The sequence below is a fragment of the Streptomyces sp. ITFR-6 genome (assembly GCF_031844725.1).
In the GTDB taxonomy this organism is placed as follows: domain Bacteria; phylum Actinomycetota; class Actinomycetes; order Streptomycetales; family Streptomycetaceae; genus Streptomyces.
Genome location: NZ_CP134612.1, coordinates 7,774,403 through 7,799,626 on the forward strand (window position 1 = coordinate 7,774,403; position 25,224 = coordinate 7,799,626).

Annotated in this window: 16 protein-coding genes and 4 pseudogenes; 11 read left to right on the forward strand and 9 right to left on the reverse strand. The window is 68.6% G+C overall.

Features of this window, described 5'->3' with window-relative positions:
* The first annotated feature begins 108 nt into the window (after positions 1–108).
* Positions 109–714: a class I SAM-dependent methyltransferase gene (locus RLT59_RS35260; protein WP_311307148.1), complete on the forward strand. Its 606-nt coding sequence runs from the start codon at positions 109–111 to the stop codon at positions 712–714.
* Between the two features lie 110 nt (positions 715–824).
* Here the strand turns inward: RLT59_RS35260 and RLT59_RS35265 are convergent, their stop codons facing one another.
* Entirely contained in the window at positions 825–4,253 is a 3,429-nt protein-coding gene (locus RLT59_RS35265; protein ID WP_311307149.1) for a GH92 family glycosyl hydrolase, read from the reverse strand.
* Between the two features lie 242 nt (positions 4,254–4,495).
* Here RLT59_RS35265 and RLT59_RS35270 point away from each other — a divergent pair, with 242 nt between their 5' ends.
* The 9 genes and pseudogenes from RLT59_RS35270 (at position 4,496) to RLT59_RS35310 (ending at position 12,827) form a co-directional block, all read left to right on the forward strand.
* Positions 4,496–5,590 (forward strand): substrate-binding domain-containing protein, encoded by a 1,095-nt coding sequence (locus tag RLT59_RS35270; RefSeq protein ID WP_311307150.1) that lies wholly within the window; start codon positions 4,496–4,498, stop codon positions 5,588–5,590.
* Positions 5,591–5,702: 112 nt separating this feature from the next.
* Entirely contained in the window at positions 5,703–6,296 is a 594-nt protein-coding gene (locus RLT59_RS35275) for an ABC transporter substrate-binding protein (RefSeq protein WP_311307151.1), read from the forward strand.
* On the forward strand, positions 6,293–7,006 hold the full coding sequence (locus RLT59_RS35280; protein WP_311307965.1) for an extracellular solute-binding protein: 714 nt from the start codon (positions 6,293–6,295) through the stop codon (positions 7,004–7,006). The genes RLT59_RS35275 and RLT59_RS35280 overlap by 4 nt, the downstream gene beginning before the upstream one ends.
* A 123-nt stretch (positions 7,007–7,129) precedes the next feature.
* Positions 7,130–8,026, forward strand: a pseudogene (locus RLT59_RS35285) (carbohydrate ABC transporter permease).
* A gap of 8 nt (positions 8,027–8,034) precedes the next feature.
* Positions 8,035–8,997 carry a carbohydrate ABC transporter permease gene (locus tag RLT59_RS35290; RefSeq protein ID WP_399127030.1) on the forward strand — a complete coding sequence of 321 codons (963 nt, stop codon included), beginning with the start codon at positions 8,035–8,037 and terminating at the stop codon, positions 8,995–8,997.
* Between the two features lie 21 nt (positions 8,998–9,018).
* Complete coding sequence (locus RLT59_RS35295) at positions 9,019–10,017, forward strand: hydroxyacid dehydrogenase (protein ID WP_399126638.1); 999 nt, start codon at positions 9,019–9,021, stop codon at positions 10,015–10,017.
* Between the two features lie 78 nt (positions 10,018–10,095).
* Positions 10,096–10,767 (forward strand): ThuA domain-containing protein, encoded by a 672-nt coding sequence (locus RLT59_RS35300; RefSeq protein WP_311307152.1) that lies wholly within the window; start codon positions 10,096–10,098, stop codon positions 10,765–10,767.
* 72 nt (positions 10,768–10,839) lie between these two features.
* Positions 10,840–11,853 (forward strand): NHL repeat-containing protein, encoded by a 1,014-nt coding sequence (locus RLT59_RS35305; protein ID WP_311307153.1) that lies wholly within the window; start codon positions 10,840–10,842, stop codon positions 11,851–11,853.
* Positions 11,850–12,827 (forward strand): PQQ-binding-like beta-propeller repeat protein, encoded by a 978-nt coding sequence (locus tag RLT59_RS35310; protein ID WP_311307154.1) that lies wholly within the window; start codon positions 11,850–11,852, stop codon positions 12,825–12,827. Before RLT59_RS35305 ends, RLT59_RS35310 begins: the two co-directional genes overlap by 4 nt.
* Before the next feature lie 70 nt (positions 12,828–12,897).
* Here the strand turns inward: RLT59_RS35310 and RLT59_RS35315 are convergent, their stop codons facing one another.
* The 7 genes and pseudogenes from RLT59_RS35315 to RLT59_RS35345 form a co-directional block, all read right to left on the reverse strand.
* Positions 12,898–13,935: an ABC transporter permease gene (locus RLT59_RS35315; RefSeq protein ID WP_311307155.1), complete on the reverse strand. Its 1,038-nt coding sequence runs from the start codon at positions 13,933–13,935 to the stop codon at positions 12,898–12,900.
* Positions 13,932–15,518 carry a sugar ABC transporter ATP-binding protein gene (locus RLT59_RS35320; RefSeq protein ID WP_311307156.1) on the reverse strand — a complete coding sequence of 529 codons (1,587 nt, stop codon included), beginning with the start codon at positions 15,516–15,518 and terminating at the stop codon, positions 13,932–13,934. Before RLT59_RS35320 ends, RLT59_RS35315 begins: the two co-directional genes overlap by 4 nt.
* A gap of 99 nt (positions 15,519–15,617) precedes the next feature.
* A complete protein-coding gene (locus tag RLT59_RS35325) occupies positions 15,618–16,661 on the reverse strand; it encodes a substrate-binding domain-containing protein (protein WP_311307157.1) in 1,044 nt (347 codons plus the stop codon).
* 326 nt (positions 16,662–16,987) lie between these two features.
* Positions 16,988–18,269: pseudogene (locus tag RLT59_RS35330) on the reverse strand (ABC transporter substrate-binding protein).
* A 67-nt stretch (positions 18,270–18,336) separates the two neighbouring features.
* Positions 18,337–19,216: pseudogene (locus RLT59_RS35335) on the reverse strand (carbohydrate ABC transporter permease).
* A 3-nt stretch (positions 19,217–19,219) separates the two neighbouring features.
* The gene (locus RLT59_RS35340) at positions 19,220–20,146 is read right to left on the reverse strand and encodes a carbohydrate ABC transporter permease (protein ID WP_311307158.1); all 927 of its coding nucleotides are present in this window, start codon (positions 20,144–20,146) and stop codon (positions 19,220–19,222) included.
* Positions 20,147–20,458: 312 nt separating this feature from the next.
* The gene (locus RLT59_RS35345; RefSeq protein ID WP_311307159.1) at positions 20,459–21,442 is read right to left on the reverse strand and encodes a LacI family DNA-binding transcriptional regulator; all 984 of its coding nucleotides are present in this window, start codon (positions 21,440–21,442) and stop codon (positions 20,459–20,461) included.
* 400 nt (positions 21,443–21,842) lie between these two features.
* Here RLT59_RS35345 and RLT59_RS35350 point away from each other — a divergent pair.
* A pseudogene (locus RLT59_RS35350) lies at positions 21,843–23,147 on the forward strand (RICIN domain-containing protein).
* 57 nt (positions 23,148–23,204) lie between these two features.
* On the opposite strand, the gene RLT59_RS35355 reads toward RLT59_RS35350, so the two are convergent.
* Positions 23,205–24,953 (reverse strand): glycoside hydrolase family 35 protein, encoded by a 1,749-nt coding sequence (locus RLT59_RS35355; protein WP_311307160.1) that lies wholly within the window; start codon positions 24,951–24,953, stop codon positions 23,205–23,207.
* Between the last annotated feature and the right edge of the window lie 271 nt (positions 24,954–25,224).

Below are 25,224 nucleotides of genomic sequence, written 5' to 3' on the forward strand. Positions count from 1 at the left end.
ACCAAACGGAGGGAAGCGGAACAGGTTGCGCTCCGGACCGCTCCGGACCGCTCCGGACCGCTCCGGTGTTCGTATCCCGTCGGCGAGCGGCACCCTATGCTTGGCCTCATGAGCCGTTGGACGGATTTCGCCGGGAAAGCGTCCGGAGAGGACTACGCCGTACGGTTTGCGGCCCTGGCCCGTAGCGGCAAGGACGTGCACGGTGAGGCGCGGTTCTGCGCCGCTCTTCTGCCTGCCGGAGCGCGGGTGCTGGACGCCGGGTGCGGTACCGGGCGGGTCATGATCCGGCTCGCGGAACTCGGGTACGACTGCGTCGGGGTGGATCTTGACGCGTCGATGCTGGCGGTGGCGCGGAAGCAGGCGCCGGGACTGCCGTGGTTCCAGACCGATCTGGCCGAGTTCGAGCCGGCCCGGCTCGGTTTCACGGGAGGCTTCGACCTTGTCGTTGCCGCGGGCAATATCTTCCCGTTGCTCGCCCCCGGCACCGAGGCGGCGGTGGTGAAGCGTCTCTCGGCGGCCCTGCGCCCGGGTGGTCTGCTGGTCGCCGGCTTCGGCCTCGACGAAGCCCACCTGCCGGTGCCGCCCGGCCTCACGCTGTCGGACTACGACGACTGCTGCGCCGCGTCCGGACTGTCCCTCGTCGACCACTTCGCCACCTGGGATGCCGACCCTTACGACGACGGCGGCTATGCCGTAAGCGTTCACCGTCGATGAGGACGTGCCGGACGCCGTGATCGACGGGAGGCCCGGTGCTGGTGAGCACCGGGCCTCCCGTCGATCACGGCGAATCTGTATGGCAGGAGTGCAGGAGTGGCCGTGACCGGTCAGCGCTCCAGGGTCATCGCGTAGATCTCCAGGTCGCTGTCGCGTTGCCAGTCGAGTCCTCCGGACCCGGGTGCGACCCATGCCGGCACGGATGGTGTTGCCAGGGAGAGGGACCGGACCTTCTTCCCGGACTCCAGCGGGACGGTCGTTTCGTAGAGCGATGCCTTGGTGGTGGTCTTCCCGGTTCCGGCCTTGAGCTGGTACGCGGTCGTCAGCGCGACGGCGTTGCCGAAGTCCGGAGCCTTGTTCGCCCAGCCGGTGAGTTCCAGCGGAACGGTCGCGGTGCTGCCGTCGGTGTAGGTGACGATGGCGGTGGCCGACGCGGCGCCGGTACTGCCGTTGTCGGAAGCGCCCACGATGTGGAGGCTGTGGTAGTCGCCGGAGGGCAGGGCGATTGCCTGCCCGGTGGACTTGACGAAGTTCTTGCTGGTGCCGGAGGTCTTGGGCGCCTGGTAGGTGACCCCGCCGAAGGTGACCGGTCCCGGCGCGGGCAGTTGGTCGGCTGCGAAGCTCGTACCCGTGCCGTCGAAGTCTCCCTGGCCCGGTGCGGCGAGCGTGGCGACGCCGTCGTTGTTGTAGGTGTCGTTCAGGTCGACGGCGCATGAAGTCGTCGTCCTGATGGCGCAGTTGCCGTCCTTCTCGACCACGATGCTCACTGTCTTCCTGACCGGCGCGGCTCCGGGAAGCCTGGCGGTGACCGTCACCTTGTAGGTGCCTGCCTCGGTTCCGGCCGGTGTGGTGATCCGCAATCGCTTGTCCAGCTGGGCGGGGAGCCCGTTCGAGTCGGCCGTCACCGTCGCGCGGGAGGGTGATACCGACCATCCCTTCGGCGCCTTCGCGGTCACGGTGACCCGCGCGGTGTGCGGGGCCGTGGCCAGCAGCGTCAGGTCTGCCTGCTGCCGCGAGGCGTGATCGGCCGTGGGCTCCACGACGACCTGGTCGGGGCCGACGTCGGCGCTGAGCCGATGCTGCGGATTCGGCGTCGTGTTGATCGACGGCGGGGCGTCCTTCGCGGCCGTCGCCCACGCGGTGGGCTCGGTGCTCAGGGCGTAGTCGATGCGCCCGCCGTGGGCGATGTCGGCCTGCGCGACCCATGCCTTGTCCCAGGCCCTGCCGTTCACCGTCGCGGAGGCGATGTAGCGGTTGGCCATGCTGGTGCCGGGCGCGGAGATCGTCAGAGTTCCGCCCTGCGTCTTCCCGTACTCACCGATCCTCAACCGGGCGTTGGGGAACTGCGGTGTGGTGATGACGTCGAAGTTGCCGCCGCTGGTCGTGGGGTAGAGCCCCAGCGACGACATCACGTACCAGGCGGACATCTCGCCCATGTCGTCATTGCCGGGGATGCCGCCGGGGCTGTTCGTGAACAGGGTCTCCTGCGCCTTGACCACCGTCGCGGTGCTGCCGGGCTGCCCCGTCCACGCGTAGAGGTACGGCGCGATGAGGTTCGGCTCGTTGTTCGGGTTGTACTTCGTGGAGCCGTAGTAGTTGTACGGGTCGCTGACCCAGGCCGTCCGCGCGGTCCCCGCCGGGTCGGTCAGGAGGCCGTCATAGGCGAAGAAGTCGTTCAACCGCTTGTTCGTCGCGTCCTTGCCACCCAGCATGCCGACGAGCCCCGCCGGGTCCTGGGGCACCGACCACTGGTACTGGCTCGCGTTCTGCTCGTGGAACGCGTGGTCGCTCGTGACCGGGTCGTACGGGGTCAGCCAGGTGCCGTCGGCCGCGGTGCGCGGCCGGAACTGGCTGGTCTGTGTGTCGAACACGTTCTTGTACGACTGGCCGCGCCGGGCGAACATCGTGGCGTCGGCCGGGTGGCCGAGTCCCTTCGCCATCAGGGCCAACGACGCGTCGGCCGCCGCGTACTCCAACGTGGCCGAGGTCCCGTAGTAGCAGTCGTTGTCGTTCGACTTGGTCGGGCAGCAGTTGCCGCTCGTTCCTCCGTCGCAGTCGGCGCTCGACTTCACGTTGAGGCCGTAGGGGATGTACCCGCGTTCCGCGTAGTACGCGGCTCCGGCCCGCCCGTTCTCACGGACGTCGGCGGGCGGCACCTCGGTCGCGTTCGCCCGGAGGTACTTGTATGCCTCCTGGGCGTCCGCTCCGGTCAGTAGCCCTTTTGACCAGCCCTCGACCAGGAACGGCGTGACCGGGTCGCCGGTCATGATGTTGCCTTCCTCGCCTTCCAGATACCAGCGTGGAAGCGCGCCGCCCTCCCGTGCGATCGCCAGGATCGACATGTCGATGTCGTGTGCGACCTGGGGAACGAGCATCTCAAGGAGCTTGTTCTGCGTCCGGTAGGTGTCCCACAGCGAGAGGTTGCTGTAGGGGGTGTAGCCCCTGGCGGTGTGGATCTTCTTGTCGGCTCCGACGTAGCGGCCGTCGACGTCACCGATGATGTTCGGATCAACCATGGAGTGGTACAGCGCCGTGTAGTACGCGACCTGCTGGTCATGCGAACCACCACCGATCGCGGCCTTGTGCAGCATCGCGTTCCACTCGGTGTTCGACGCCCTGTGCACGGCGTCGAAGTCGAAGCCGAACTTCCCCGTCTCCGTCGCGAGGTTCTTGCGGGCGCCGTGCAGCCCGGTGAAGGAGAGCCCCACCTTGGCGACCACAGGAGCGTCGTTCTTCCTCGTGTCGAACGACACCCACGCCCCGTTGGCACCCTTGGCGGCCGATTCACGGGACCCCGGGCTGCGGTCGGTGCCCTTCCACGTGCCGTACGACGTGAACGGCCGGCTGAGCTGTGCGACGAAGTAGGTCTTCTTGGAATCCTCGACCCAGCCCTCCACCGTCCGGTCACCGACGACGTGGATCTCGGAACCGGCCACGCCGGAACCGGCGTTGAACATCACGTTCGCCCGACTCGTCCGCGGGAACTCGTACTGCTGCCACCCGGTCCGTTCGGTCGCCGTCAAGGCGGCGGTCACGCCGTACTTGTCGAGCTTCGTCCGGTAGTAGTCGGGGCCCGTCGTCTCGTTCTCATGGCTGAAGGCAGAAGCGTACTGTGCCGGATCGGTCGAGGTCACCGCGCCGGTCGTGGGCATCATCGGCAGATAGTTGAACCGGCACCCGTTGATCGTCGTCTGGCTGAACCCGATGACCGTGTCGGACGACTCCTTGTCGCACCCCGTGCCACCGGACGTCTTCATCAACGGACTCTCCTGCACCAGCCCGAACGGCGCGCCCGCGGCGGGGAAGGTCAGCCCCTCGTTCTCGGTCCCGATGAACGGATTGACCAGTTTCGTCAGATCGGTCCCCGCGCCCGGCGTCGCTTCGGCCGTCGGCCGCGTGGCGGCGACCGCGCTCGCGGCGGTCCCGGTGACAGATCCCGCGGCAGCGAGGGCGATACAGAGCGCAGCCGTCCCCAGCCGGTTCCTCAGACGCTGTGCCGTCGACCCGCTCTGGGCCGGTGCGTATCGCGTTGATTGCATACCACTCCCGTCGTGCGCCTGCTCGTAGACATCGTTGTCATGCACCGAACGTGACGCTAGATCGTCTCCTCCACCCCGGCAAGGGGTTACTACTGCGTCACTTGGCTGAGGTGACGACCGCCTACGTGCTGACCGTGACCGCTCCCCGATTCGCCGCTCCGGGCCGTCGTTGACCTTTGATTGATATCTTTCGGTTGTGAGTGAAGGTCGATGGCTCACTCGTTACCGAGAGGGGACTGAAGGTGTTGGCTAACGAGCGGCGGGAAGCGATCCTGCGCGCGGTGGAGCGCCAGGGTTCGATCACCGTGAAGGTGCTGGCGGAGGAGATGGGGGTCTCCGCCGTCACGTTGCGGCAGGACGTGCGGGAGCTGGCCGGTCAGGGGCTGCTGAACCGTGTGCACGGCGGGGCCACGGCCCTGGCGCCGGACGTCGCCGTTTCCGCTCCCGTCGAAGCCTCGGTCACCGCCCCGGCCCCCGCGGGGGAGAAGTACGCCGTCGGGCTGGTGGTACCGCCGGGCGGTTACCACTACGCGGAGGTCATCCGGGGCGTCCAGAACGCGGCCCGCGCGCGCGGCGTCCGCGTCGTACTGGCCGTCTCCGGGGAGTCGCTCGCGGAGAACCAGGAGCAGGTCCGCCAGCTCGTGGCAGGCGGGATCAACAGCCTGCTGCTCATGCTGCACCCGGGTCTGCGCCCGCTGGAGGCGGCCGAGCAGTGGCTGAGCACCCTCGATGTGCCGGCCGTGCTGGTGGAGCGCCGGGCCGGGATACAGGCCGGGCGACTGGAGCAGGTGGCGTCCGACCACGCCTACGGCGCGGCCCTCGCGGTGCGGCATCTCGCCGGGCTCGGGCACGACAAGGTGGCACTCGTCGCCAGGATCGAGAGCCCCAACACGGCTCTTCTCAGTACGGGGCACGGCGACGCCGTGAAGGCCATGGGGCTGACGCCGGGGCCGGAGTTCCTCATCAGCACCACCGGGGACGCGGTTGTGGCCGACGCCCGATTCGAGGAAGTGGTCAGAGCCGTGGAGTCCGGCGAGGTCCGGGCCGCACTGGTGCACAACGACATCGACGCCATCGCTCTCGTCGGCATCCTCCGCGCGCGAGGTCTGCGCGTGCCGGAAGACCTGGCGCTGGTCACCTACGACGACGAGGTCGCCGAGCTGAGTGATGTCCCCCTGACCGCCGTCGCGCCCCCCAAGCAGGCGGTGGGGTCATGGGCGCTGGACCTGGCACTGCGCCGGCTGTCCGACCCGGCCACCCCGCTCGCGGAGATCCTGCTCCGCCCCGAACTGCGGATCCGCGCGTCCTGTGGAGCCGGCCGGCGGAGCGAAGCGTAGCCAAGTGATGCCAAGTGGTTTCGTTATCAAAAAACGAAATCAGAGACATTGACTCGATGTCGTATGTAACGAATGATTGCGGTGGCACCCAAGCAACGGTCGGTGGCACATCATGTTTCGTAGACGACTGACAGCACTGGTCGGCTCCGTCGCGGCAATCGGCCTTCTCGCCACGGGGTGTGGAGACTCGGACAGCGGGACCTCCACGGCGGACAAGGGCACCGGAAAGGTCACCTTCTGGTCCTTCGTCAAGGGCTCCGACGAAGTGGCGAAAGCCTTCAACCGGACCCACCCGGACATCAAGGTGACCTTCGAGGCGGTGCCCTCGGGCCAGGAGTACTACTCCGAGCTCACCAACGCCGTGAAGGCCGGCACCGCCCCAAATGCCGCGGTCGTCGAGTACCCGCAGCTGCCCGAGTTCGCCACCCAGGGCAGGCTGGAGCCGCTGAGCGATTCGCTCGGGCCTCTGGTCAAGGACCAATTCTCCGAGTCCGTCAGGCAGTTGGTCGAGCTGGGCGGCCAGACGTGGGGCGTTCCCCGCGACGCGGCCCCGCTGATGCTGTACTACCGCAACGACTTCTTCAAGAGCCACAAGATCAGCGTCCCCAAGACCTGGGACGCCTACCGGAACATGACCGAGCAGGTGAAGAAGGCGGACCCGAAGGCCCGCGGCGGGTTCTCTACACCGACAACCCGGGACTGCTGACCGCCCTCGCCTGGCAGGCCGGCTCGCAGTGGTTCGGCACGGAGAAGGACTCCTGGAAGGTCTCGCTGGACGACGCCCCCTCCTGGAAGGTCGCCGACTACTGGGGTGACCTCGCCCGGAAGGACCTCATCAGCTCGGTCAGCTCGCTCGACCCGTTCTGGACGAGCGTCCAGCAGAACCGCACCGTCGCCTACGTCTGCGCGAGCTGGTGCGCCGGGTCCCAGCAGGCGACCGTCGCCGACCAGAAGGGCAAGTGGTCGGTGGCCCCGGTGCCCACCTGGGACGGCAAACCCGCCTCTGCCATGTACGGCGGCTCCTCCTTCGTCATACCGAAGGGCGCCAAGAACAGCGCCGCCGCCGCGGAGTTCATCAAGTGGATCACCACGGACCCCGAGGGCATGAAGGCGTGGGTCTCCTCCGGGACCAGCAGCATGTTCCCCGCCGATCCCAAGCTCGTGCCGGTCACCAAGGCCGCCTTCCCCACCGACTACTTCGGCGGACAGGACGTGTACGCCCTCGGCAACAAGTCCTACGCGGCCGTCCGGCCCGGCTGGACGTGGGGCCCCGTCACGGGGACCACGAACACGGCCGTCGTCGACCAGCTTCCGAAGGTCGCCCAGGGCAAGGTCAAGCTCTTCGACGTCCTCACCGGTGCCCGGCAGGCGACCGTCCAGGACATGAAGCGACGCAGGATGAAGGTCGCCCCGTAGGGCGTGTCCGCAGTACGCGATGCAGTTCGCGAACCCCCGTGGGCCGATGCCCGGCCCGTAGGCCGAGGCCGGCATCGGCTCCCGCCCCGACGCTTCCCGCTCCCCTTTCCAGAGAGGCCCGGTATGACAACTCCGTCAGCCCGCGCCCAGCGCCGCACCGCCACGCTGCTCCTGGCACCCTTCTTCATCCTCTTCGCCGCCGTCACCCTCGCCCCGCTGGTCTACGCGGGCTGGATGAGCCTGTTCACCACCCACACCTCCGGCCTCGGCTTCGGCGGGACGGAAGAGGTCTTCGCCGGACTGGACAACTACGTACACGCGTTGTCGGACCCTGGCTTCCGCGGTGGATTCCTCACCATCGCCGCCTACGTCGCGATCTACATCCCGGTGATGATCGGGGGCGCGCTCGTGCTCGCTTTGCTGCTCGACTCGGCACTGACCAGGGCACGGACCTTCTTCCAGCTGGCCCTGTTCCTCCCGCACGCGGTGCCCGGTCTGATCGCGGCCCTCATCTGGGTCTACCTGTACACGCCCGGACTCAGCCCGGTGATCGACTTCCTCGACGCCGGCGGCCTCGACATCGACTTCCTGTCGGCCGACAACGCGGTCTTCTAGGCGGCGAACATCGCCGTCTGGGAATGGATCGGGTACAACATGGTCATCTTCTACGCGGCCCTCCAGGCGGTGCCGACCGAGGCCCTGGACGCGGCGAAGATCGACGGCGCCGGACAGATCCGTACCGCCCTGTCGATCAAGGTCCCGATGATCCGCCCGGCCATCGCCCTGGCCGTGCTGTTCACCGCCATCGGATCGGTTTAGCTCTTCACCGAACCGAAGGTCATCTACAGCGCCTCCAGTTCCATCGGCAGCAGCTGGACCCCCAACATGTTCGTCCAGACCGCCGCCTTCACCCACAACGACTTCGGACTGGCGGCAGCGGCCTCGCTGCTCATCGCGCTGTTCGCCGCGCTGCTGTCATTCCTCGTCACCCGCTTTTCGCGCAGCAGGAGCAAGCCGTGACCAAGACCATGACACGCGTTGCCCCCGACGGCTCCTGTCCGGCTCCGGACCGGACGGGCAGGAACGGTACGGAGAAGAGCCGGCCGGACAGGAGCGGGCCGGGGCGGCGTGGGTCCGGGAACCGCCCATCGGTCCTGCTGTCCAGAGCCGGTGTGACCGCCATGCTCGGCTTCGCCGCCCTCTACACGCTTCTGCCGATGCTCTGGCTGTTCCTCTCCTCCACCAAGAGCCGCCAGGACCTCTTCGCCACCAACGGCTTCGCCCCGGGCAAGGACTTCGTACTCGTCGACAACCTCACATACCTGTTCCAGGTCGACAACGGGATCTTCCTGCGCTGGCTGCTGAACACGGTCCTGTACGCCGGTGTCGGCTCGCTGCTGGCGACCGTGTTCAGCGTGGCCGCCGGGTACACGTTCGACAAACTGAACTTCCCCGGCAAGGAGAGGCTCTTCTCCTTCGTCCTGCTGGGCGTGATGGTGCCCGGGACGGCGATGGCGATCCCGCTCTACCTGCTCGCTGCCAAAGCCGGTCTGGTGAACTCCTTCTGGGGCGTGTTCATCCCGGGCCTCGTGTTCCCGTTCGGCGTGTACCTGGCCCGCGTCTTCAGCGCCTCGTACATCCCCAACGAGGTCCTGGAGGCCGCCCGTGTGGGCGGGGCGGGAGAGTTCAGGACCTTCTGCCGTATCGGCCTGCCGATGATCGCACCGGGCTTCGTGACCATCTTCCTCTTCCAGTTCACCCAGATCTGGAACAGCTTCTTCCTTCCCCTGGTGATGCTGTCCGACAAGGACCTCTTCCCGGTCAACCTCGGTCTGTACGTCTGGTATTCGTCCGCGCTCTCCCAGGGGCACCCACAGGACTACCTCCTGGCCATCGTCGGATCGCTGGTGTCCGTGGTCCCGCTGGTCATCCTCTTCCTGATGCTCCAGCGGTTCTGGAAGTCCGGCATGACAGCCGCCGCCGTCAAGTAGGCCATCGTTCTGAGGATCCCCATGTCATCCACCCCGCCCCGCCCGCGTGCCCTGTTCGCGATGGGCCGGCCGCACCGGGACGCACTCTTCCCGCGTGCCGCGATCGACCGCCTGACCCGTCTCGTCGACATCGAACCGGACCTCGTCGCGGAGGACTTCGACCACGTACCCCACCTGGCCGCCGTCGAACTCCTGATCACGTCCTGGGGATGCCGCCCGCTCGACGACGCCGTACTGGCCCGCATGCCGGCGCTGAAGGCAGTCGTGCACGCGGCGGGAAGCGTCAAACACCATGTGACGGAAGCCTGCTGGGAACGCGGCCTGCACGTCTCCACGGCGGCCGCCGCCAACGCCGAATACACCCTCGCCGCGATCCTCTTCGCCAATAAGCGCGTCCTGGAGATCGGCGGGCTCTACCGCGAACACCGCGACGCCCTGGACTGGGCGGCCCACTTCCCGGGGTTCGGCAACTACCGCCGGACGATCGGCCTGGTCGGCGCTTCCCTGGTCGGACGCCGGGTGCTGGAGCTGCTCCGGCCCCACGCCTTCGACATCCTGCTGGCCGACCCGCACCTCGACCCCGAGGCGGCCCGGTCGATGGGCGCCCGGCTCGTCGAGCTCGACGAGCTGCTCGCCGTCTCCGACGTCGTCTCGCTGCACGCACCCGCGCTGCCCGAGACGTACCACCTCCTCGACGCCCGCAGACTCTCGCTCCTGCGGGACGGCGCCACGCTCGTCAACACGGGGCGCGGCTCCCTCATCGACACCGCGGCCCTCACCGCGGAGGCGCTGTCGGGGCGCATCCACGCCGTCCTCGACGTCACGGAACCCGAAGTGCTGCCGGCGGCCTCACCGCTGTACGCGCTGCCGAACGTGCTGCTGACCCCGCACATCGCCGGATCGCTCGGCGGCGAACTCGCCCGCATCACCCGCAGCGCCCTGGACGAGGTCGAACGCTACTGCGCAGGGCGGGAGTTCGCGTATCCGGTGAACCGCGCGGCCCTGACCACCTCGGCCTGAACACCCGGGCTGCTGCCGCGCCGCCCCGCCCTGTGAGACTGCCGACCACCCCGCACGTCCAGAACCAGGAGCGCCAGCATGTCCCAGCCCGACCGCCTGTCGGACGTTCTCGTCTTCACCCGCACCACGGCCTACCGCCACGACTCGATCCCCGCCGGACAGGCGGCCCTGCGAGAGCTGGGGGAGGAGCACGGCTTCACCGTGGAGACCTCGGAGGACCCCTCGGTCTTCACCGACGCCTCCCTCGCCGGGCGCAGCGCGGTGGTCTTCCTCTCCACCAGCGGCGAGGTGCTCACCCCGGAGGGGCAGCTGGCGCTGCGGCGCTGGACCTCTGACGGCGGCGGCTTCATGGGCATCCACTCCGCCGCGTGCACCGAGTACGACTGGCCGTACTACGGGGAGTTGCTCGGTGCACGCTTCGCAGGCCACCCGGACTTCCAGCCCGGCACCGTCCTCGTCGAGGACCTGAACCATCCGTCGACGCGCCATCTGCCGCAGCGGTGGCACTGGAACGACGAGTGGTACGACTTCCGGAGCAACCCGCGGCGCCCCGGCGTACAGGTCCTCGCGACCATCGACGAATCCGGCTACGAGGGAGGCGGCATGGGCGCCGACCACCCCCTGGTGTGGTGCAGGGAATCCGGCGCCGGCCGCTCGTTCTACACCGCGCTGGGCCACGCGGCCGACGCCTACACCGACCCGGCCTTCCGAGACCACCTCCTGGGCGGTCTGCGCTGGACCGCCGCCTGATCCATCCGGCCACGGGAAAAGCCATGCACTCCCCGTGCGCATCCTCAGAAACCCTACGAAGGAGCACTGAACATGCAGGACGGACAGATCACACGACGGAAGCTGATGCAGTGGGGAGCCGTCGGCGCGGGTGCGCTGGCCGTCACCGGCCTGCCCGCGACCGACGCCCTGGCGGCGCAGGGCGCACGGGTGCGGGTCACGGACCTCGGCCCGGGGGTGAACAACTTCTCGCTCGCCGCCGCCATTCCGGTGGGCGACAAGGCCTACATAGCCTCGCGCAACATCGATCCGACACGGATCATCGGCTTCGACTTCGGCACCGGGAAGGTCACCAGCGTCACCGAGGGCCCCGGGATCAGCACGCAGCTGCTCGCCGTCGACCCGGACGGGCGGTATCTGTACTCGGCGATCCGTGAGTACGACTCCGCTCCGGGACCGGGTTTCATCCGGATCGACCTGTCCGCGGCCGACGCGCCGAAGGAGGATCTCCACTCGATCCCCGGCCTCGATCCGTACGCGATCAGCGCGTCGCCCGACAACAAGATCTTCTTCGGCGGCCGGGAACCCCAGCCCAGGCTGCGCCAGTACGACCCGGCCACCGGTGAGCTGACCGAGATCGCGATTCCCGACCCCGACGTCCCGATGATCCGCTGTCTGCTGGCCACCCAGGACAAGATCTACATCGGCACGGGCGCCTCGCTGGGCGCGACTCCGACCAGCACCAAGGCCGGACTCTTCGTCATGGACCGCGCCACGAAGAAGATCACCTCGATCCTTCCGAAGGAATTCGCGGGGCAGGTGGAGGTCCGTGACGTCGGCCTCCACGAAGGCACCCTGTACGTGTGCTCGACCACCGCGGACGGTGCGGCGGTCGCGATCATGGACGCCGAAGACCCGGCTCAGTACACGCTCGTGCAGAGCGAGCAGTCCTTCCTCCGGCTGCCGCGCAAGCTCGGCGACAAGATGTACTTCAACGGCGCCGCGCTGATCGAACTGACGCTGAGACCGGGAAGTTCCGCGAGATCAAGCTCAAGGAGGGCGATTTCGGCGAGATCTGGGGCCTGTGGATCCGCGAGGACAAGGTGATCGTCGTCTCGGCCTTCGGCCTGATCTTCGAGGTCGACCCGAGCACCGGCTCCGACACCTCATGGGACCTGATCAAGGCAGGCGCTCCGATCGGCCCCCAGCTGGCGATGTCGGTGGCCGCCGACACGCACAACGTGTACGTCGGCGGGACGAACACGGTGGCACGGCACGACCTGCGCACCGGCAAGCAGAGCAGGGTGCTGGCGACGAGCGAGGCCAAGGACATCGTGCTGCACAAGGGCACCGCCTACCTCGCCCAGTACAACGCGATCGGCCTCCTGGCCTACAACCCGCGCACGGACGACAAGTGGCCCCGCAAGCTGGCCGACCTGCCGCCGAAGCAGAACCGCACGCACCAGATCGTCTGGGACGACCGGCACCGACTGGCCCTGATGGGCATTCAGTCCGGTGACGATCTGGGCGGATCGCTGATGACGTTCGACCCGAGGAACGGCGCCACCACGGTCGCCGTCAACCCGATCGACGACGACCAGATGATCCGTGCGGTCGTCGCCTACGACGGCGTGGCCTATCTCGGCGGCCAGAACGGCGCCTCCACCGCCGGCAGACTGGTCGCGTGGGACCCGGTCCGCAGGCGCGAGCTGTGGCGGATGACGCCGCAGGCCAAGCCCACCGGTATCACCGGCCTCACCGTGCTCGGCCATCACCTGTACGTCATGTGCTACAGGGGTGACTTCTTCGTGATCGACCTGCGCACCCGAAAGGTGATCCACTCCGCCAACCACGGCCCGGTCGTGCCGAACTTCGGGACCTTGCCGGCCGACCGGGGGTACGTGTACGGGGCGTCCAGCTCGGACTTCGTGCGCTACGACCGCAGGACGTTCGCGCGTACGGACCTGGTCGCGCTCGACGCGGACCGGTACGGCATCCCGCGAGCCGCGGTGGACGAGCGTGGCAGGTACTACGCCATCCGCGGGCGCAACCTGATCCGGATCGAGGTCGGCCGCCGCTGAGCGACCGGTCACGACATACGTCCGGCGTTCCTCGCGCTGAGCGGGCCGTCGCCGCGACGGCCGGGCGCGGTCAGTGGGGCAGACCGACAGCCCTCTCACCGCTGCGGCGCTGCTGGATGACGACGGCGATGACGAGCAGCGCGCCCTGGGCGACGTTCTGCCAGAAGGTGTTGATGCCCTGGACGGTGAGTCCGTTCTCCAGGCAGCCGAGCAGTGCCACGGCGAGCAGGGTGCCGCCGATCCCTCCCTTGCCGCCCTTGAGCGCGGCGCCGCCCAGGGCCGCCGCGGTGATCGCCTTGAGTTCGAGGCCCTCGCTGCCGGAAGTGGGCTGACCCGAGCCGGTGCGGGCGGTGAGCAGGATGCCGGCGATGGCGGCGACGACGCCGATGAGGGCGTAGACGCAGATCAGGTACTTGTTGATGTTGATACCGGCCAGGCGGGCGGCGGTGTCGTTGCCGCCGATCGCGTACAGGTTGCGCCCGATGTCGGTGTACTTCAGCAGCAGGTGGACGATGACGGCCACCACGATCAGGATCCAGACCATGACCGGCAGGCCGGCGATCTTGCCGCGCCCGAGGAAGATGAAGAAGTCGTTGTTGAGGACGTAGCCCTGGGCCCGCCCGTCCGACAGGAGCTGGGCGAGGCCCTTGTAGGCCGCGAGCCCCGCCAGGGTGGCGATGGTGGGGTTGACCCGGCCGTAGACGATCACGAGGCCGTTCAGCGCGCCGATCAGGACACCGACGCCGACGGCCGCGGCCATGCCGAGGAAAGCGTTCGAGCCCGCTGAGGTGAACACCATGGCGCTGACGACCGAGGCCACGCCCACCTGCGAGCCGACCGAGATGTCCAGACCGCCGCAGATGATGACCACGGTCTGCACGATCGCGAGCAGTCCGGTGATGGTCGCCGCCTCGGCGATGACCTGCATGTTCGACAGGCTCAGATAGTTGTCGTTCAGGACACCGAACAGGATGAGAACGACGGCGAGCGCACCGATCAGGCTGACGTTCTGGCCGCCCAGGCCGGAAAGGAGCTTCGAGCGGTGCGGCGCGGGGCTGTCGTCGGGGGTTCCCTTCACAGACGGAGAGGGGGAACTGGTGAGGGTCATGAGGAGGCTCCGGGGGCGGTGCCGACTATGTCATCGGCCATGGCGAGCTGGAGGATGGATTCTTCGGTGGCCTCACCACGGTCGAGTTCGCCCGTGATGCGGCCGTTCTGCATCACGATCACGCGGTCCGCGAGGCCGAGGAGTTCGGGAAGCTCGGAGGAGATGACCAGCAACGCGACCCCCTCGGCCGCCAGGTCGGCGATGATCTGGTAGATCTCCGCCTTGGCACCGACGTCGATGCCGCGGGTCGGCTCGTCGAGGACCAGCACCTTCGGCTTGCGGGCCAGCCAGCGGGCCAGGACCACTTTCTGCTGGTTGCCGCCCGACAGTTTGCGCACCTCGTGGTCGACCGAAGGGGCCCGGACCCGGAGCCGGTCGGTGTACTCCTGCGCGAGGCGGCGTTCGGCCGTGCGCCGGACGAAGCGGAAGCGTCGCAACCGGTCCAGCACCACGAGCGAGGTGTTGTCCTTGATGGACTGCTGCAGGAACAGCGCCTGGGCCTTGCGTTCCTCGGGCGCCAGCCCGAGACCCGCGCTGATGACCTCGCCCGGCCGGCCGCTGCGCAGCGGCGTGCCGTCGAGGGTGACCGTGCCCTCGAGGACGGGCAGGTCGCCCGCGAGCGCGAGGGCCAGTTCCGAGCGGCCGGCCCCGATCAGGCCGGCGAGGCCGACGACCTCGCCCGCGTGGACCTGGAGCGAGATGTCGGTGACGTCGTCGGTGGTGAGGTGCTGGACGTCGAGGACCAGTCGGTCGGTCGCCACGTGCGGGCGTACGAACCCGGCGGACAGGTCGCGGCCGACCATCTGGCGCACGAGCTCGCCCTCGTTCGTGGCGGCGGCGTCCTGGACGCCGACCAGGCTGCCGTCGCGAAGGACGGCGATGCGGTCGGCGAGCTGGAAGATCTCCTGCATGCGGTGCGAGACGTAGACGATGGCGATGCCCTCGTCGCGAAGCCGCCGGATGAGGGTGAACAGGGCGTCCACCTCGTGCTCCGACAGCGACGACGTGGGTTCGTCGAAGGCGATCAGCTGAGCGGTCGTGGCACCGGTCAGCGCGCGCATGATCTCGACCAGCTGGCGTTGGGCGGGCGTGAGCTGGGAGCCGAGCAGCGCCGGGTCCAGGACGTGGGCGAAGCCCAGCCGGTCCAGGTCGGCCCTGATGCGCCGGTTGAGTTCGGCCCGGTCGAGCACCCGTCCGCGCTTGCGGGGGAGGGCGCCGGCGTAGACGTTCTCCGCCACGGAGACATGGGGGATGATCTCGGGTTCCTGCGGGATGATCCGGATACCGGCGGCCCGTGCGCGGGCGGGGGAGTCGAGGGTGATGTGCTCCCGGTTCATGACCACGCTCCCCTCGGTGGGCTGGTGGTCACCGGTGAGGATCTTCAGGAGTGTGGACTTGCCGGCGCCGTTCTCACCCATCAGCGCGGTGATCTGTCCGGCGGGGAAGTCGAGTGTGACGCCGCCGAGCGCCTGCACGGTGCCGAAGCGCTTGGTGAGGCCAGAGACGGCGACGGGAGTGGGGTGGGGCGCCGCCGGGCCGCCGGGGGGTTCCGGTGCGGCGGCCGGGTGTTGCTCTGGGGTCATGGGGTCGGTTCACCTCGATGGCATGGTGCAGGCAGGGGTCGGAAGCGGGGTGGGGTCACCGGCGGGCGGCAGCGTGTCGCGGCCGCCCGCCGGGGGCACTCAGCTGCAGGTGACTCCGGCGCCCTTCCACGAGGTGTGGTCGACCATGGTGGTGGGGGCGAAGGCCTCGGCGGGGAACTTCTTGTCCTTCTTGAGCTTGTCATACATGGTCTGGACGGCCAGGGCGCCGACGTCCTTGCCGTTGATGAAGAGGGCGGCCTTCATGCCGGTCGGCTTGTCGGACTCCCACTCCTTGCAGGCGAGGTAGGCACCGAGCCCGACACCGATAACGTTGTCCGGGCTGACGTCCGCGTTGGCGAGCGCGGTGACGCCGCCCATGACGTTCTCGTCGTTGCAGCCCCAGACGACCCAGTGCTTCACCTTGGAGTTCGCGGTGATTGTCGCGGCGATCTTGTCCTGCGCGCCCGTTGGGGTGTTGTCGGTGGGGACGTTGATGGTCTTCACACCGGGAACGGCGGCCTGGAACGCCTTTTTGGCCCCTGCCACCCGGTCGCCGCAGACGGTGACGTCCTGCTTCCAGGCCGAGACGATGCGGGTGTCCGCGGCCTTCCAGCCGGCCTTCTTGTACTCGGCGGCGGCGCGCTTGCCGACCTCCCCGCCCATCTGGGCGCCGCTGAATCCGATCCGCGGGACGAGGTCGTCCTTGCCGCACTTGGCCGGGTCGGGCCCGGTGGCGCAGATCTGGTCGTCGGAGGTCAGCAGCGCGACCTTGCCCTCCTTCGTGGTCTGTACGACCTGCGGGCCGACGGCCGGGTCCGGAACGACGATGATGACGCCGCTCGTCTTCTGCGCGATCGCCGACTGCACCTCGCTGACCGTCTTGTTGGCGTCGTTGCCCAGGTTCACCACCTTGAGGCCGATGCCGAGTTCCTTCGCCTTCGCCTTCGCGCCCGCGGCCTCGCCGATGAAGTACTCCTGGTCACCCTGCTTCTGCAGATACGTGAGCGAGATCGCGCCCTTGACCTTGCCGCCGCCCTGGTCGTCGGTCGTGGCCTCCTTGCCCGAGGAACACGCTGAGGTGAGGCCGAGGGCCAGGAGGAGACCGGTGGCGGCGGCCGCGCGGCTGGAGGTGGAACGGAACATCAGGGGCTCCTTTGTACTGACAGCGGCCGCCGCTGCACAGTCGCGCGGAGGCCGGTTCGAGAGAGGCTGCGGGCTGAGGGTGCCTCGGTAGGGAACCGGAATCGTCGAAATCAAACACATTCAAACGTTTAACTGCATAACATAACGTGGTTTCCTCTGCGTCAAGAGGCGTGACGGTTTGAAATACGCCTGTGATGTTCACGGGTCGAATCTGTGAACAGGGCGGAAAAAGCTCCCAGTTCGTCTGGGCGTGCCATCGATGCCGGTGGCACGCCCAGACGTTCCGAGAGCGCAAAGTAAACAAACAGCGGGAATCGGCGGTCGGACTAGTCGACGGTGAAGCCCTGGTCCTTGCCGTACTTGACGCTCGCGTCCTGCCAGGCCTTCAGTCCTGCGGAGAGAGTGGTGGAGGAAACATACGCCTTGCCCGCGGTGTCATTGAAGATGGAGTTCGCGTAGACCTGATAAGGCAGGTAGGACCAGTCCGCACCGACGTTACGGGCCGACTCGGCGAACACCTGGTTGGCCTTCTGCCCGCCGAAGTACGGGAACGGGGCGTCGAGGAACGCCTTCGACTCCAGGTCGGCGCGGGTGGCCGGGAAGGCGCCCTGGGCGACACGGGTGCTCGCGCCGGCGCCGGTCGTCGCGAACTGGGTGAAGGCGTAGGCCAGTTCCTTGTTCTTCGCGGCCTTCGGCACGGCCAGCGAGCTGCCGCCGTTCTCCGCGCTCGTCCGGTCGCCCTTCGTCCACTGCGGCAGCGGTGCGACCCGCCAGTCGCCGGAGGCCGCCGGGACAGGGAGCCGTCGGCCAGGCCCTTGTACCAGGCGTCGCTCCAGGAGCTGACCGGCGCGACCAGCTTCTCGTCGAGGAGCTTCTGCCAGGTCGCGGTGTACTTCTTGGTGCCCGCGTCGTCGAATCCCACGCTCACGTTCGTGCCATCGGCCTTGTAGGGGCGCCCGCCGGCCTGCCAGATGAGACTGGTGGTGGCTCCGGCGTCCCCGGTGTTATTGGTGATGAAGATCTTGGGGTCGGCCTTGTGGAGGGTGCGGGCCGCTTCGACGTACTCGTCCCAGGTGGTCGGCACCTTGACGCCGTGCTTGTCGAAGACCTTCTTCTTGTCGAAGAAGGCCATGGGGCCGGAGTCCATGGGCAGGGCGTAGACCGCCTTGTCCTGCGTGACCGCGTTCCACGGGCCGGTCGTGAACGTCTTGTCGTACTTCCGCGCGCGGTAGGGGGCCAGGTCCTCGACGGACTTGGCGATGGCGAACTGGCCGAGGGCGTAGTACTCGACCTGGGCGACATCGGGGGCACCGGAACCGGCGGACATTGCGTTCTGCAGAGCCGTGTACTGCTTGTCGCCGGTGCCCGCGTTGACCAGTTCGACGTCGACGTGGGGGTACTTCTTCTCGAGTCGGCCGCCACCTTCTTGAGCGTGGGCTCCCAGGCCCACACGGTCGCCTTCCCGCCCTTCTCAAGCGCTGCCGCGACGTCCTTGGGGGAGCCGGCGCCGGCGTCGGAGTCCGAATCGCCGCAGGGCGTGGCGGTCAGCGCGAGAGCGGAGGCGACGGCGAGCGCGCCGAGGAGCCTGCGGGTGGAGTGCGTTCTCATGGGATGTGCTCCTGGTCGGGGAGGGGATACGGCGGAGAGGAGGGGCGAGGAGGAACGGGAGGCGGCGTCATTCCTTGACGCTGCCCGCGGCCAGGCCGGACTGCCAGTAGCACTGGAGCAGCAGGAAGGCCGCCACGATCGGCACGATCGTCAGCAGGGAGCCGGTGATGATGAGGTCGAAGACGGCTTCGCCGCCCGCCGTCTGGGCCTGGGCGTTCCAGGCGTTGAGGCCGAGGGTCAGCGGATACCAGTCCGGGTCCTTGATGATGATCAGCGGCAGGAAGTAGTTGTTCCACGTCGCGACCATCGAGAACAGCAGAACGGTGATGGTCCCCGGCATCAGCAGGGGCAGCGCGATCGTGAAGAAGGTGCGCAGCTCACTGGATCCGTCGATCCGCGCGGCCTCCAGCAGCCCGGCGGGGACGGCCTCCGAGGCGAAGACCCACATGAGGTAGAGCCCGAAGGGCGAGATCAGGGACGGGATGATCCCGGCCCAGGGGGTGTTCGTCAGGCCCATGTTGCTGAACATCAGGAAGGTGGGGACGGCGAGAGCCGTACCGGGCACGGCCACCGCGCCGATGACCACGGCGAACACGGCGCGCCGGCTGGGGGAAGTCGTACTTCGCCAGGGCATAGCCGCCGAGAACGGCCAGGACGGTGGCGCCCCCGGCTCCGAGCGTGACGTACAGCAGGGTGTTGAGGAACCAGCGGACGAAGGCGCCGTCGTCGTAGGTGAGGGTTCGGGTGATGTTGTCCCAGAGGTGGAAGTCGTCGGCGAACCAGAGGCCGAACGAGTCGAAGAGCCCCCGCCGGTTCTTCGTGGCGTTGATGACCAGCCACAGCAGCGGGGCCAGTGTGTACAGGACGACGACGCCGGTGAGCAGGGTCAGCGGGATGCTGCGGCGTGGGTTGAGCGGCGTGTGCGGAGGCCGCCGGGAGGTGGTCATGGATCAGCCCTTCCGCATGCCGCGCAGTTGGACCGCGTAGGCGATGATCGCGGTGATCACGCCCATCACGATGGCCACGGTCGTGGCGTAGTTGTGCTGCTGTCCGGCGAAGGACAGCGAGTACGTGTAGAGGTTCGGGGTGAAGTCGTTGGTGATCGCGTTGGGCGCGAGCTTCTGCAGGATGCTGGGCTCGTTGAACAGCTGGAAGCTGCCGATGACGGAGAAGATCGTGGCGATGACCAGGGCGCCGCGGATCGCGGGGAGTTTGACCGCGGAGACGATCCGCCATTCGCCGGCTCCGTCGATGGCCGCGGCCTCGTAGAGCGAGCGAGGCACCACCCTGAGGGTCGAGTAGAAGATCAGCATGTTGTAGCCGACGAACTCCCAGGTCACAATGTTGCCGATCGAGGCCGGCACGAGCGAGGGGGAGAGCGGGTTGGGCAGTGACAGGCCGAAGGTGTCGTTGATGTTGCCGACCAGCCCGAACTGCGTGCCGTAGATGAATCCCCACATGAGGCTGGCGACGACGGCCGGAACCGCGTACGGCAGGAAGACGGCGATGCGGAAGAACGACCTCCCGTACAGCCTGCCGCTGTCGATCGCCAGGGCGACCAGCAGGGCGATGCCCAGCATGATCGGCACCTGGACGGCCAGGAAGAGACCGACGCGCTCCAGGCACTCCCAGAACTGCGGGTCGGTCAGCGCCTGTTGGTAGTTGTCCACGCCCACGAACGACCTGCCGCCGATCATCCGGTCCCGGAAGAGGCTCAGGTAGGCGGCGTATCCGATCGGCGCGAGGAAGACGAGCGCGAAGACCGCGACGAACGGTCCGGCGAATCCCCATCCGGTCAGGCCGTACCGCCCACGAGGGCGGCGCCGCCTCGGCCGGGGTGGCCGGGCTGCCTGGGCGGACGTCGACAGGAGCGTCATGGTGGTTCATTGCGTCGTTGAGCGACCGTCGGGAACGGAGCGGGGGAGGGGGAACCTCAGGGCCGACGGGCCGGAAGGAGACTGGACCGATGAACCATGTTTACGTGATCATCGATAGCTGATGGTGGCACCAACCCGAGACGGGCGTCAAGCACGGTGCGGTAGCGAACAGCGGGGAATCGGGCGAGAGCCGAGGGCCCGGCCGGGTCCTGGGACGTGCCGCGGGGCGGGCGAACGCCCGGCCTCACGGATGCGACGGAGCGCGGCCCGCCCACGCGTTGGCGGGCGGGCCGTTGCGGGACTGTGAGCCGGTCAGGCGGGCGGAGGAGCCGTGCTGGCCCGGACCACGAGAGTGGGTTCGACGGCGAGCCGGTGCGGGCCGCCCGACCGGCGCTCGATCTGCTCCAGGAGCAGGGTCACGCAATGCCGCCCCACCACGTCGAAGTCCTGGTGGACCGTGGTCAGCGGCGGCTGGAAGAACCGGGCCTCGGGGACGTCGTCGAAGCCGGCCACGCTGACCTTCTCCGGTACCCCGCGCCCGGCCTCGTGCATGGCGCGCAGGACTCCCAGCGCCATCTGGTCGTTGGCCGCGAACACGGCCGTGGCGTCGGGGATCTTCGCCAGCGTCCGGCCGGCCAGGTAGCCGGACTCGGCACTCCAGTCCCCGTACAGGGCGGGGTGCAGGGGGGCTCCGGCCGCGAGGACGGTGTGTTCCCAGGTCTCGGCGCGCCGCCGGGCGGCGAAGGAGTCGCGCGGGCCGCTGACGTGGTGCACCGTGCGATGGCCCAGCTCCAGCAGGTGGGCGACCACGCTCCGGGTGCCGCGGGCCTGGTCGAAGTCGACGTGGGGGTAGCGGTGCCCGGTGTCGCCGTCCGCGACGACGATCGGCATGGTCGGCGGCAGCCGCAGCCACGGCGTGTCGAGCATCTGCGACTCGATCAGGACGATGCCGTCGACGGACTGGAGCATCAGGTGCCGGAAGGCCTGCTGCACGGCGGCTTCGGTCTGCGCGCGGATCCCCATGAAGTTCACGGAGAAGCCGGCCTCGCGAGCCGCGTCCGCGATGGCGGCGAGCGTCCGGGCGTTCCCGTGCGCGCCGACGTCGAAGCTGACCACGCCCAGCGCCCCGAACTTGCCCGTGACCAGCGCACGGGCCGCCGCGTTCGGGCGGTATCCGAGCGCCTGCATGGCGTCGAGGACCTTGGCGCGCGTCGTGGCGTCCACGTTGTCGTGGTTGTTGGCCACGCGCGAGACGGTCTGGGAGGACACCCCGGCCTTCGCCGCGACCTCGGCCATCGAGGGCCACTTCCGGGGCGTGCGTGAGCGGGGTGCTCTCGTCGCCTTCTCCGCCACAGCCGACCGCCTTCTCTCGGGGCCCATCGCGGGCGCGCACCTGGTGTGCCCCCGCTCCGCAATGTTGACGCAAACGCACCGTCGGGTCAAAAACCTGGGCCGTCTCTGCCCGACTCCTTGACAGTATCCCGCGGCCCTCACACACTTCCGGACACATTGTGTTTACGAAAACATTGCGTAGGTCGGTGATCGTTCACGATCCGGATCGGCCGGCCACAACTCCCCACCGGCCGGTTTCCGGCCCCCCACGCTCCGGGCCCCCACGCTCCGGGCCCCACGCGGTCCGGGATCTCGCAGGCCGCGCGGAGCGCCCGGTCCGACGAACACCACGAGGTATCGCCGTATGCGACTCACATTCTCCGGAAGGGCGGCGGCCCTGTTCTCCGTCCTCGCCGCCCTTCTCCTCTCCCTGCTCGGCTCCGTGGGCACCGCCCACGCCGCCGCGGTGACCATCACCAACGGGACGCAGTTCACCGCGTCCGACAACAGTCCCGTGCACGCCCATGGCGGTGGCGTGCTCAAGGTCGGCGCGTACTACTACTGATTCGGCGAGAACCGCAACGCCGACAACACCTTCCGGTACGTCTCCGCCTACCGCTCGACCGACCTCAAGGCCTGGGAGTTCCGCAACAACGTCCTGACCGAGGCCTCGGACCCGGAACTGGACCAGGCCAACATCGAGCGCCCCAAAGTCGTCTACAACAGCTCCACCAAGCAGTTCGTGATGTGGATGCACAAGGAGAACGGCTCCGACTACGGCGAGGCCCGAGCCGCGGTCGCGGTGTCCTCCACGGTGGACGGTGACTACACCTGGCGCGGCAGCTTCCGGCCGCTGGGCAACATGTCGAGGGACATCACGACCTTCGTCGACAAGGACGGCACCGGCTACATGATCTCGGCCGCCAACGAGAACGCCGACCTGCACGTGTACCGGCTGACCGCGGACTACACGGCGGTCGAGTCCCGGGTCCAGAAGCTCTGGGCGGGCCAGTCGCGTGAGGCCCCCGCGATGTTCGAGCGCGACGGCGTCTACTTCCTCCTCACCTCCGGCGCCACCGGCTGGTCCCCGAACCAGCAGAAGTACGCCACCGCCACCAGCGTCACCGGCACGTGGAGCGACCTGAAGGACGTGGGCGACGGCACGGCCTACCGGAGCCAGACCGCGTACGTCCTCCCGGTCCAGGGCACCGAGGGCACCGGGTACCTCTACATGGGGGACAGCTGGGGCAACGCCATGGGCGGCACGGTCTCCGACTCCCAGTACGTCTGGCTGCCGCTGAAGTTCCCCAGCGGCACCAGCATGACGATGGACTACTCCCCGCAGGTCACCGTCGACACCGCAGCCGGAACCGTGGCCGGTATGGACGGCGACTGGGAGAAGCTGACCGGGCACCAGAGCGGCAAGTGCGCCGACGCGTCGGACCACGACTCGGCGGACGGCGCCCAGCTGATCCAGTGGGGATGCGGCGCGGGCGTCAACCAGGACTTCTGGATGAAGGACCTGGGCACCGGCTACGTCCAGATCATGGCCCGGCACAGCGGTAAGTGTCTCGACGTTCTGAACCAGTCCAGGTCCGACGGCACCGCTCTCGGCCAGTGGACCTGCAACTCGGGCGACAACCAGAAGTGGGACCGCGCGGTGGCCTGACCGGCCGGGGCCCGCGGCGGCGCCGCGGGCCCCGGCTCACCACGTCCGCCGCCGGATTTACTCGTCGGTGGGGCCGAGGTCGGCGCTCTCCCGGAGTCCGACGGTGCGGGCGCGGTGACCGGCGTGCAGCTCCAGCACGACGATCTCGTTGGTTCCGGTGCGCAGGACCGGCGCCGGGACGTAGAGGGAGTTCTGCGGGCCGCGCGACCAGTACCGTCCCAGCGCGAATCCATTGATCCACACGCAGCCCTTCGTCCAGCCGTCGAGGTGGAGGAAGGCGTCCGCGGGTGCGTCGGTTTCGAAGGTGCCCCGGTGGAACGCGGGACCGGCCGGTACCGGTCCCGCCGTGAACGGCAGCGCGCTCCGGTCGGTCAGCGGGAGCGGCCGGCTGGTCCAGCCGGTGACGTCGTCTCCGTCCAGCAGGACCTTGCCCAGCAGACCCTTGCGGTCGTGGATGCCCGGCCCGTAGTTGACCCGTCCCTGGTTCTCCACCAGCACGCTGAGGACGGCGCCCGCGCGGGGAGCGGTGACCGTCAGGGCGTGCTCGTGGCTCTCGCGTTCCAGCACGCCTGCCGGGATCCCGTCGACGAAGAACTGGGCGCGGTCCCGGACCTGTTCCACCTCCAGGAGGGCGGGCCCCGCGGACACCAGGGCCGTCTCGTACAGGACGAAGCCGAAGTCCTGGCCCAGCTGCTCCATGGTCAGCGGCCGCGGTGCGGCGACGGCTGTGCCGAGCGCCCCGGCGCACTCCAGCAGTCCGGCGCTCCCGCTGAGTGCGACGGTCCTCGGCGCGAGCTTGGGACCGTGCGGGGGGACGGGCTCGGCCGGGACCGGCGCGTACTTGGCGATCACGTCGCGGAAGGCGGTGAACTTCTCGGTCGGGTCGCCGGCCTCGTCGAGCGGGGCGTCGTAGTCGTACGAGGTGACGGTGGGGCGGTAGGTGTGCTTGTCGTTGGCGCCATTGGTGAAGCCGAAGTTCGTGCCGCCGTGGAACATGTAGAAGTTCACGGAAGCGCCGGTGGCCAGCAGTTCGTCCAGTTCACGGGCCGCGTCGCCGGCGTTCCGGATCACGTGGCGGCTTCCCCAGCGGTCGAACCAGCCGATCCAGAACTCGGTGCACATCAGGGGCCCTGTCGGTCGCTGGGCGCGTAGTTCGGCCATGCCCTGCGCCGAGCGGCTGCCGAAGTTGGCGGTGGCCAGGACCCCGGGCAGGCTGCCGCGCGCCAGGTCGTCGGGCTGGTCGCACGTGAACAGCGGTACGTCCACCCCGCGGCGGCGCAGCGAGTCCGCGAGATGCTCCAGGTAGGCGCTGTCTTCGCCGAACGCCCCGTACTCGTTCTCCACCTGGACCGCGAGCACCGGGCCTCCCCGGGTGGCCAGGTAGGGCCTCAGAGAGGTCAGAAGCCGCTCGAAGTAGTCGTCGACAGCGGCGAGGAAGCGCGGGTCGCGGGTCCGCAGCCGGATGCCGGGGTCCGCCAGCAGCCAGGACGGCAGGCCGCCCCCCTCCCACTCGGCGCAGATGTACGGGCCGGGACGCAGCAGTACGTGCAGTCCTTCGGCGGCGGCGAGGTCGAGGAACCGGGCTATGTCCAGTCCGTCGTCCGTCCTGAACTCGCCGGGCCGCGGCTGGTGGAGGTTCCAGGGCACGTAGGTCTCGACGGTGTTGAGGCCCATGAGCCGGGCCTTGCGCAGCCGGTCGGCCCACTGGCCGGGGTGCACGCGGAAGTAGTGCAGCCCGCCGGACAGGAGCCGGAACGGTTCGCCGTCGAGGGTGAAGCCGCCGTCGTCGATCTGAAGAAGGGGCATGTACGAGTGCTCCTGTGCTGAGGTGAGGTGCGCTGTCGCGGGGCCGGGCGTGCCCGGCCACAGCTATGTTTACGTGAACACTCCTAGATGGCAAGCTTCCGGGAACCCAATGACCCGGGGATTGTTGGGTGGGAGTGGGTGTGGGGTCCCCTCCCTTGCCGCGAAGGGTCGGCCGCGTCGGGCCGTCACGCCCGTCAGCGGGGGGTGAACCCCACAGGGTGCAACATAACTGCACAGATATTGACGCCGGTTGGGCGGCGTGCTGGACTGA

Coding starts and splice junctions, on each gene's coding strand:
- RLT59_RS35305 (WP_311307153.1), top strand. CDS start 10,840: ATGCAGGACGGACAGATCACACGACGGAAGCTGATGCAGTGGGGAGCC.
- RLT59_RS35290 (WP_399127030.1), top strand. CDS start 8,035: ATGACACGCGTTGCCCCCGACGGCTCCTGTCCGGCTCCGGACCGGACG.
- RLT59_RS35295 (WP_399126638.1), top strand. CDS start 9,019: ATGTCATCCACCCCGCCCCGCCCGCGTGCCCTGTTCGCGATGGGCCGG.
- RLT59_RS35320 (WP_311307156.1), bottom strand. CDS start 15,518: ATGACCCCAGAGCAACACCCGGCCGCCGCACCGGAACCCCCCGGCGGC.
- RLT59_RS35315 (WP_311307155.1), bottom strand. CDS start 13,935: ATGACCCTCACCAGTTCCCCCTCTCCGTCTGTGAAGGGAACCCCCGAC.
- RLT59_RS35340 (WP_311307158.1), bottom strand. CDS start 20,146: ATGACGCTCCTGTCGACGTCCGCCCAGGCAGCCCGGCCACCCCGGCCG.
- RLT59_RS35265 (WP_311307149.1), bottom strand. CDS start 4,253: ATGCAATCAACGCGATACGCACCGGCCCAGAGCGGGTCGACGGCACAG.
- RLT59_RS35355 (WP_311307160.1), bottom strand. CDS start 24,953: ATGCCCCTTCTTCAGATCGACGACGGCGGCTTCACCCTCGACGGCGAA.
- RLT59_RS35300 (WP_311307152.1), top strand. CDS start 10,096: ATGTCCCAGCCCGACCGCCTGTCGGACGTTCTCGTCTTCACCCGCACC.
- RLT59_RS35260 (WP_311307148.1), top strand. CDS start 109: ATGAGCCGTTGGACGGATTTCGCCGGGAAAGCGTCCGGAGAGGACTAC.
- RLT59_RS35345 (WP_311307159.1), bottom strand. CDS start 21,442: ATGGCCGAGGTCGCGGCGAAGGCCGGGGTGTCCTCCCAGACCGTCTCG.
- RLT59_RS35275 (WP_311307151.1), top strand. CDS start 5,703: ATGTTTCGTAGACGACTGACAGCACTGGTCGGCTCCGTCGCGGCAATC.
- RLT59_RS35325 (WP_311307157.1), bottom strand. CDS start 16,661: ATGTTCCGTTCCACCTCCAGCCGCGCGGCCGCCGCCACCGGTCTCCTC.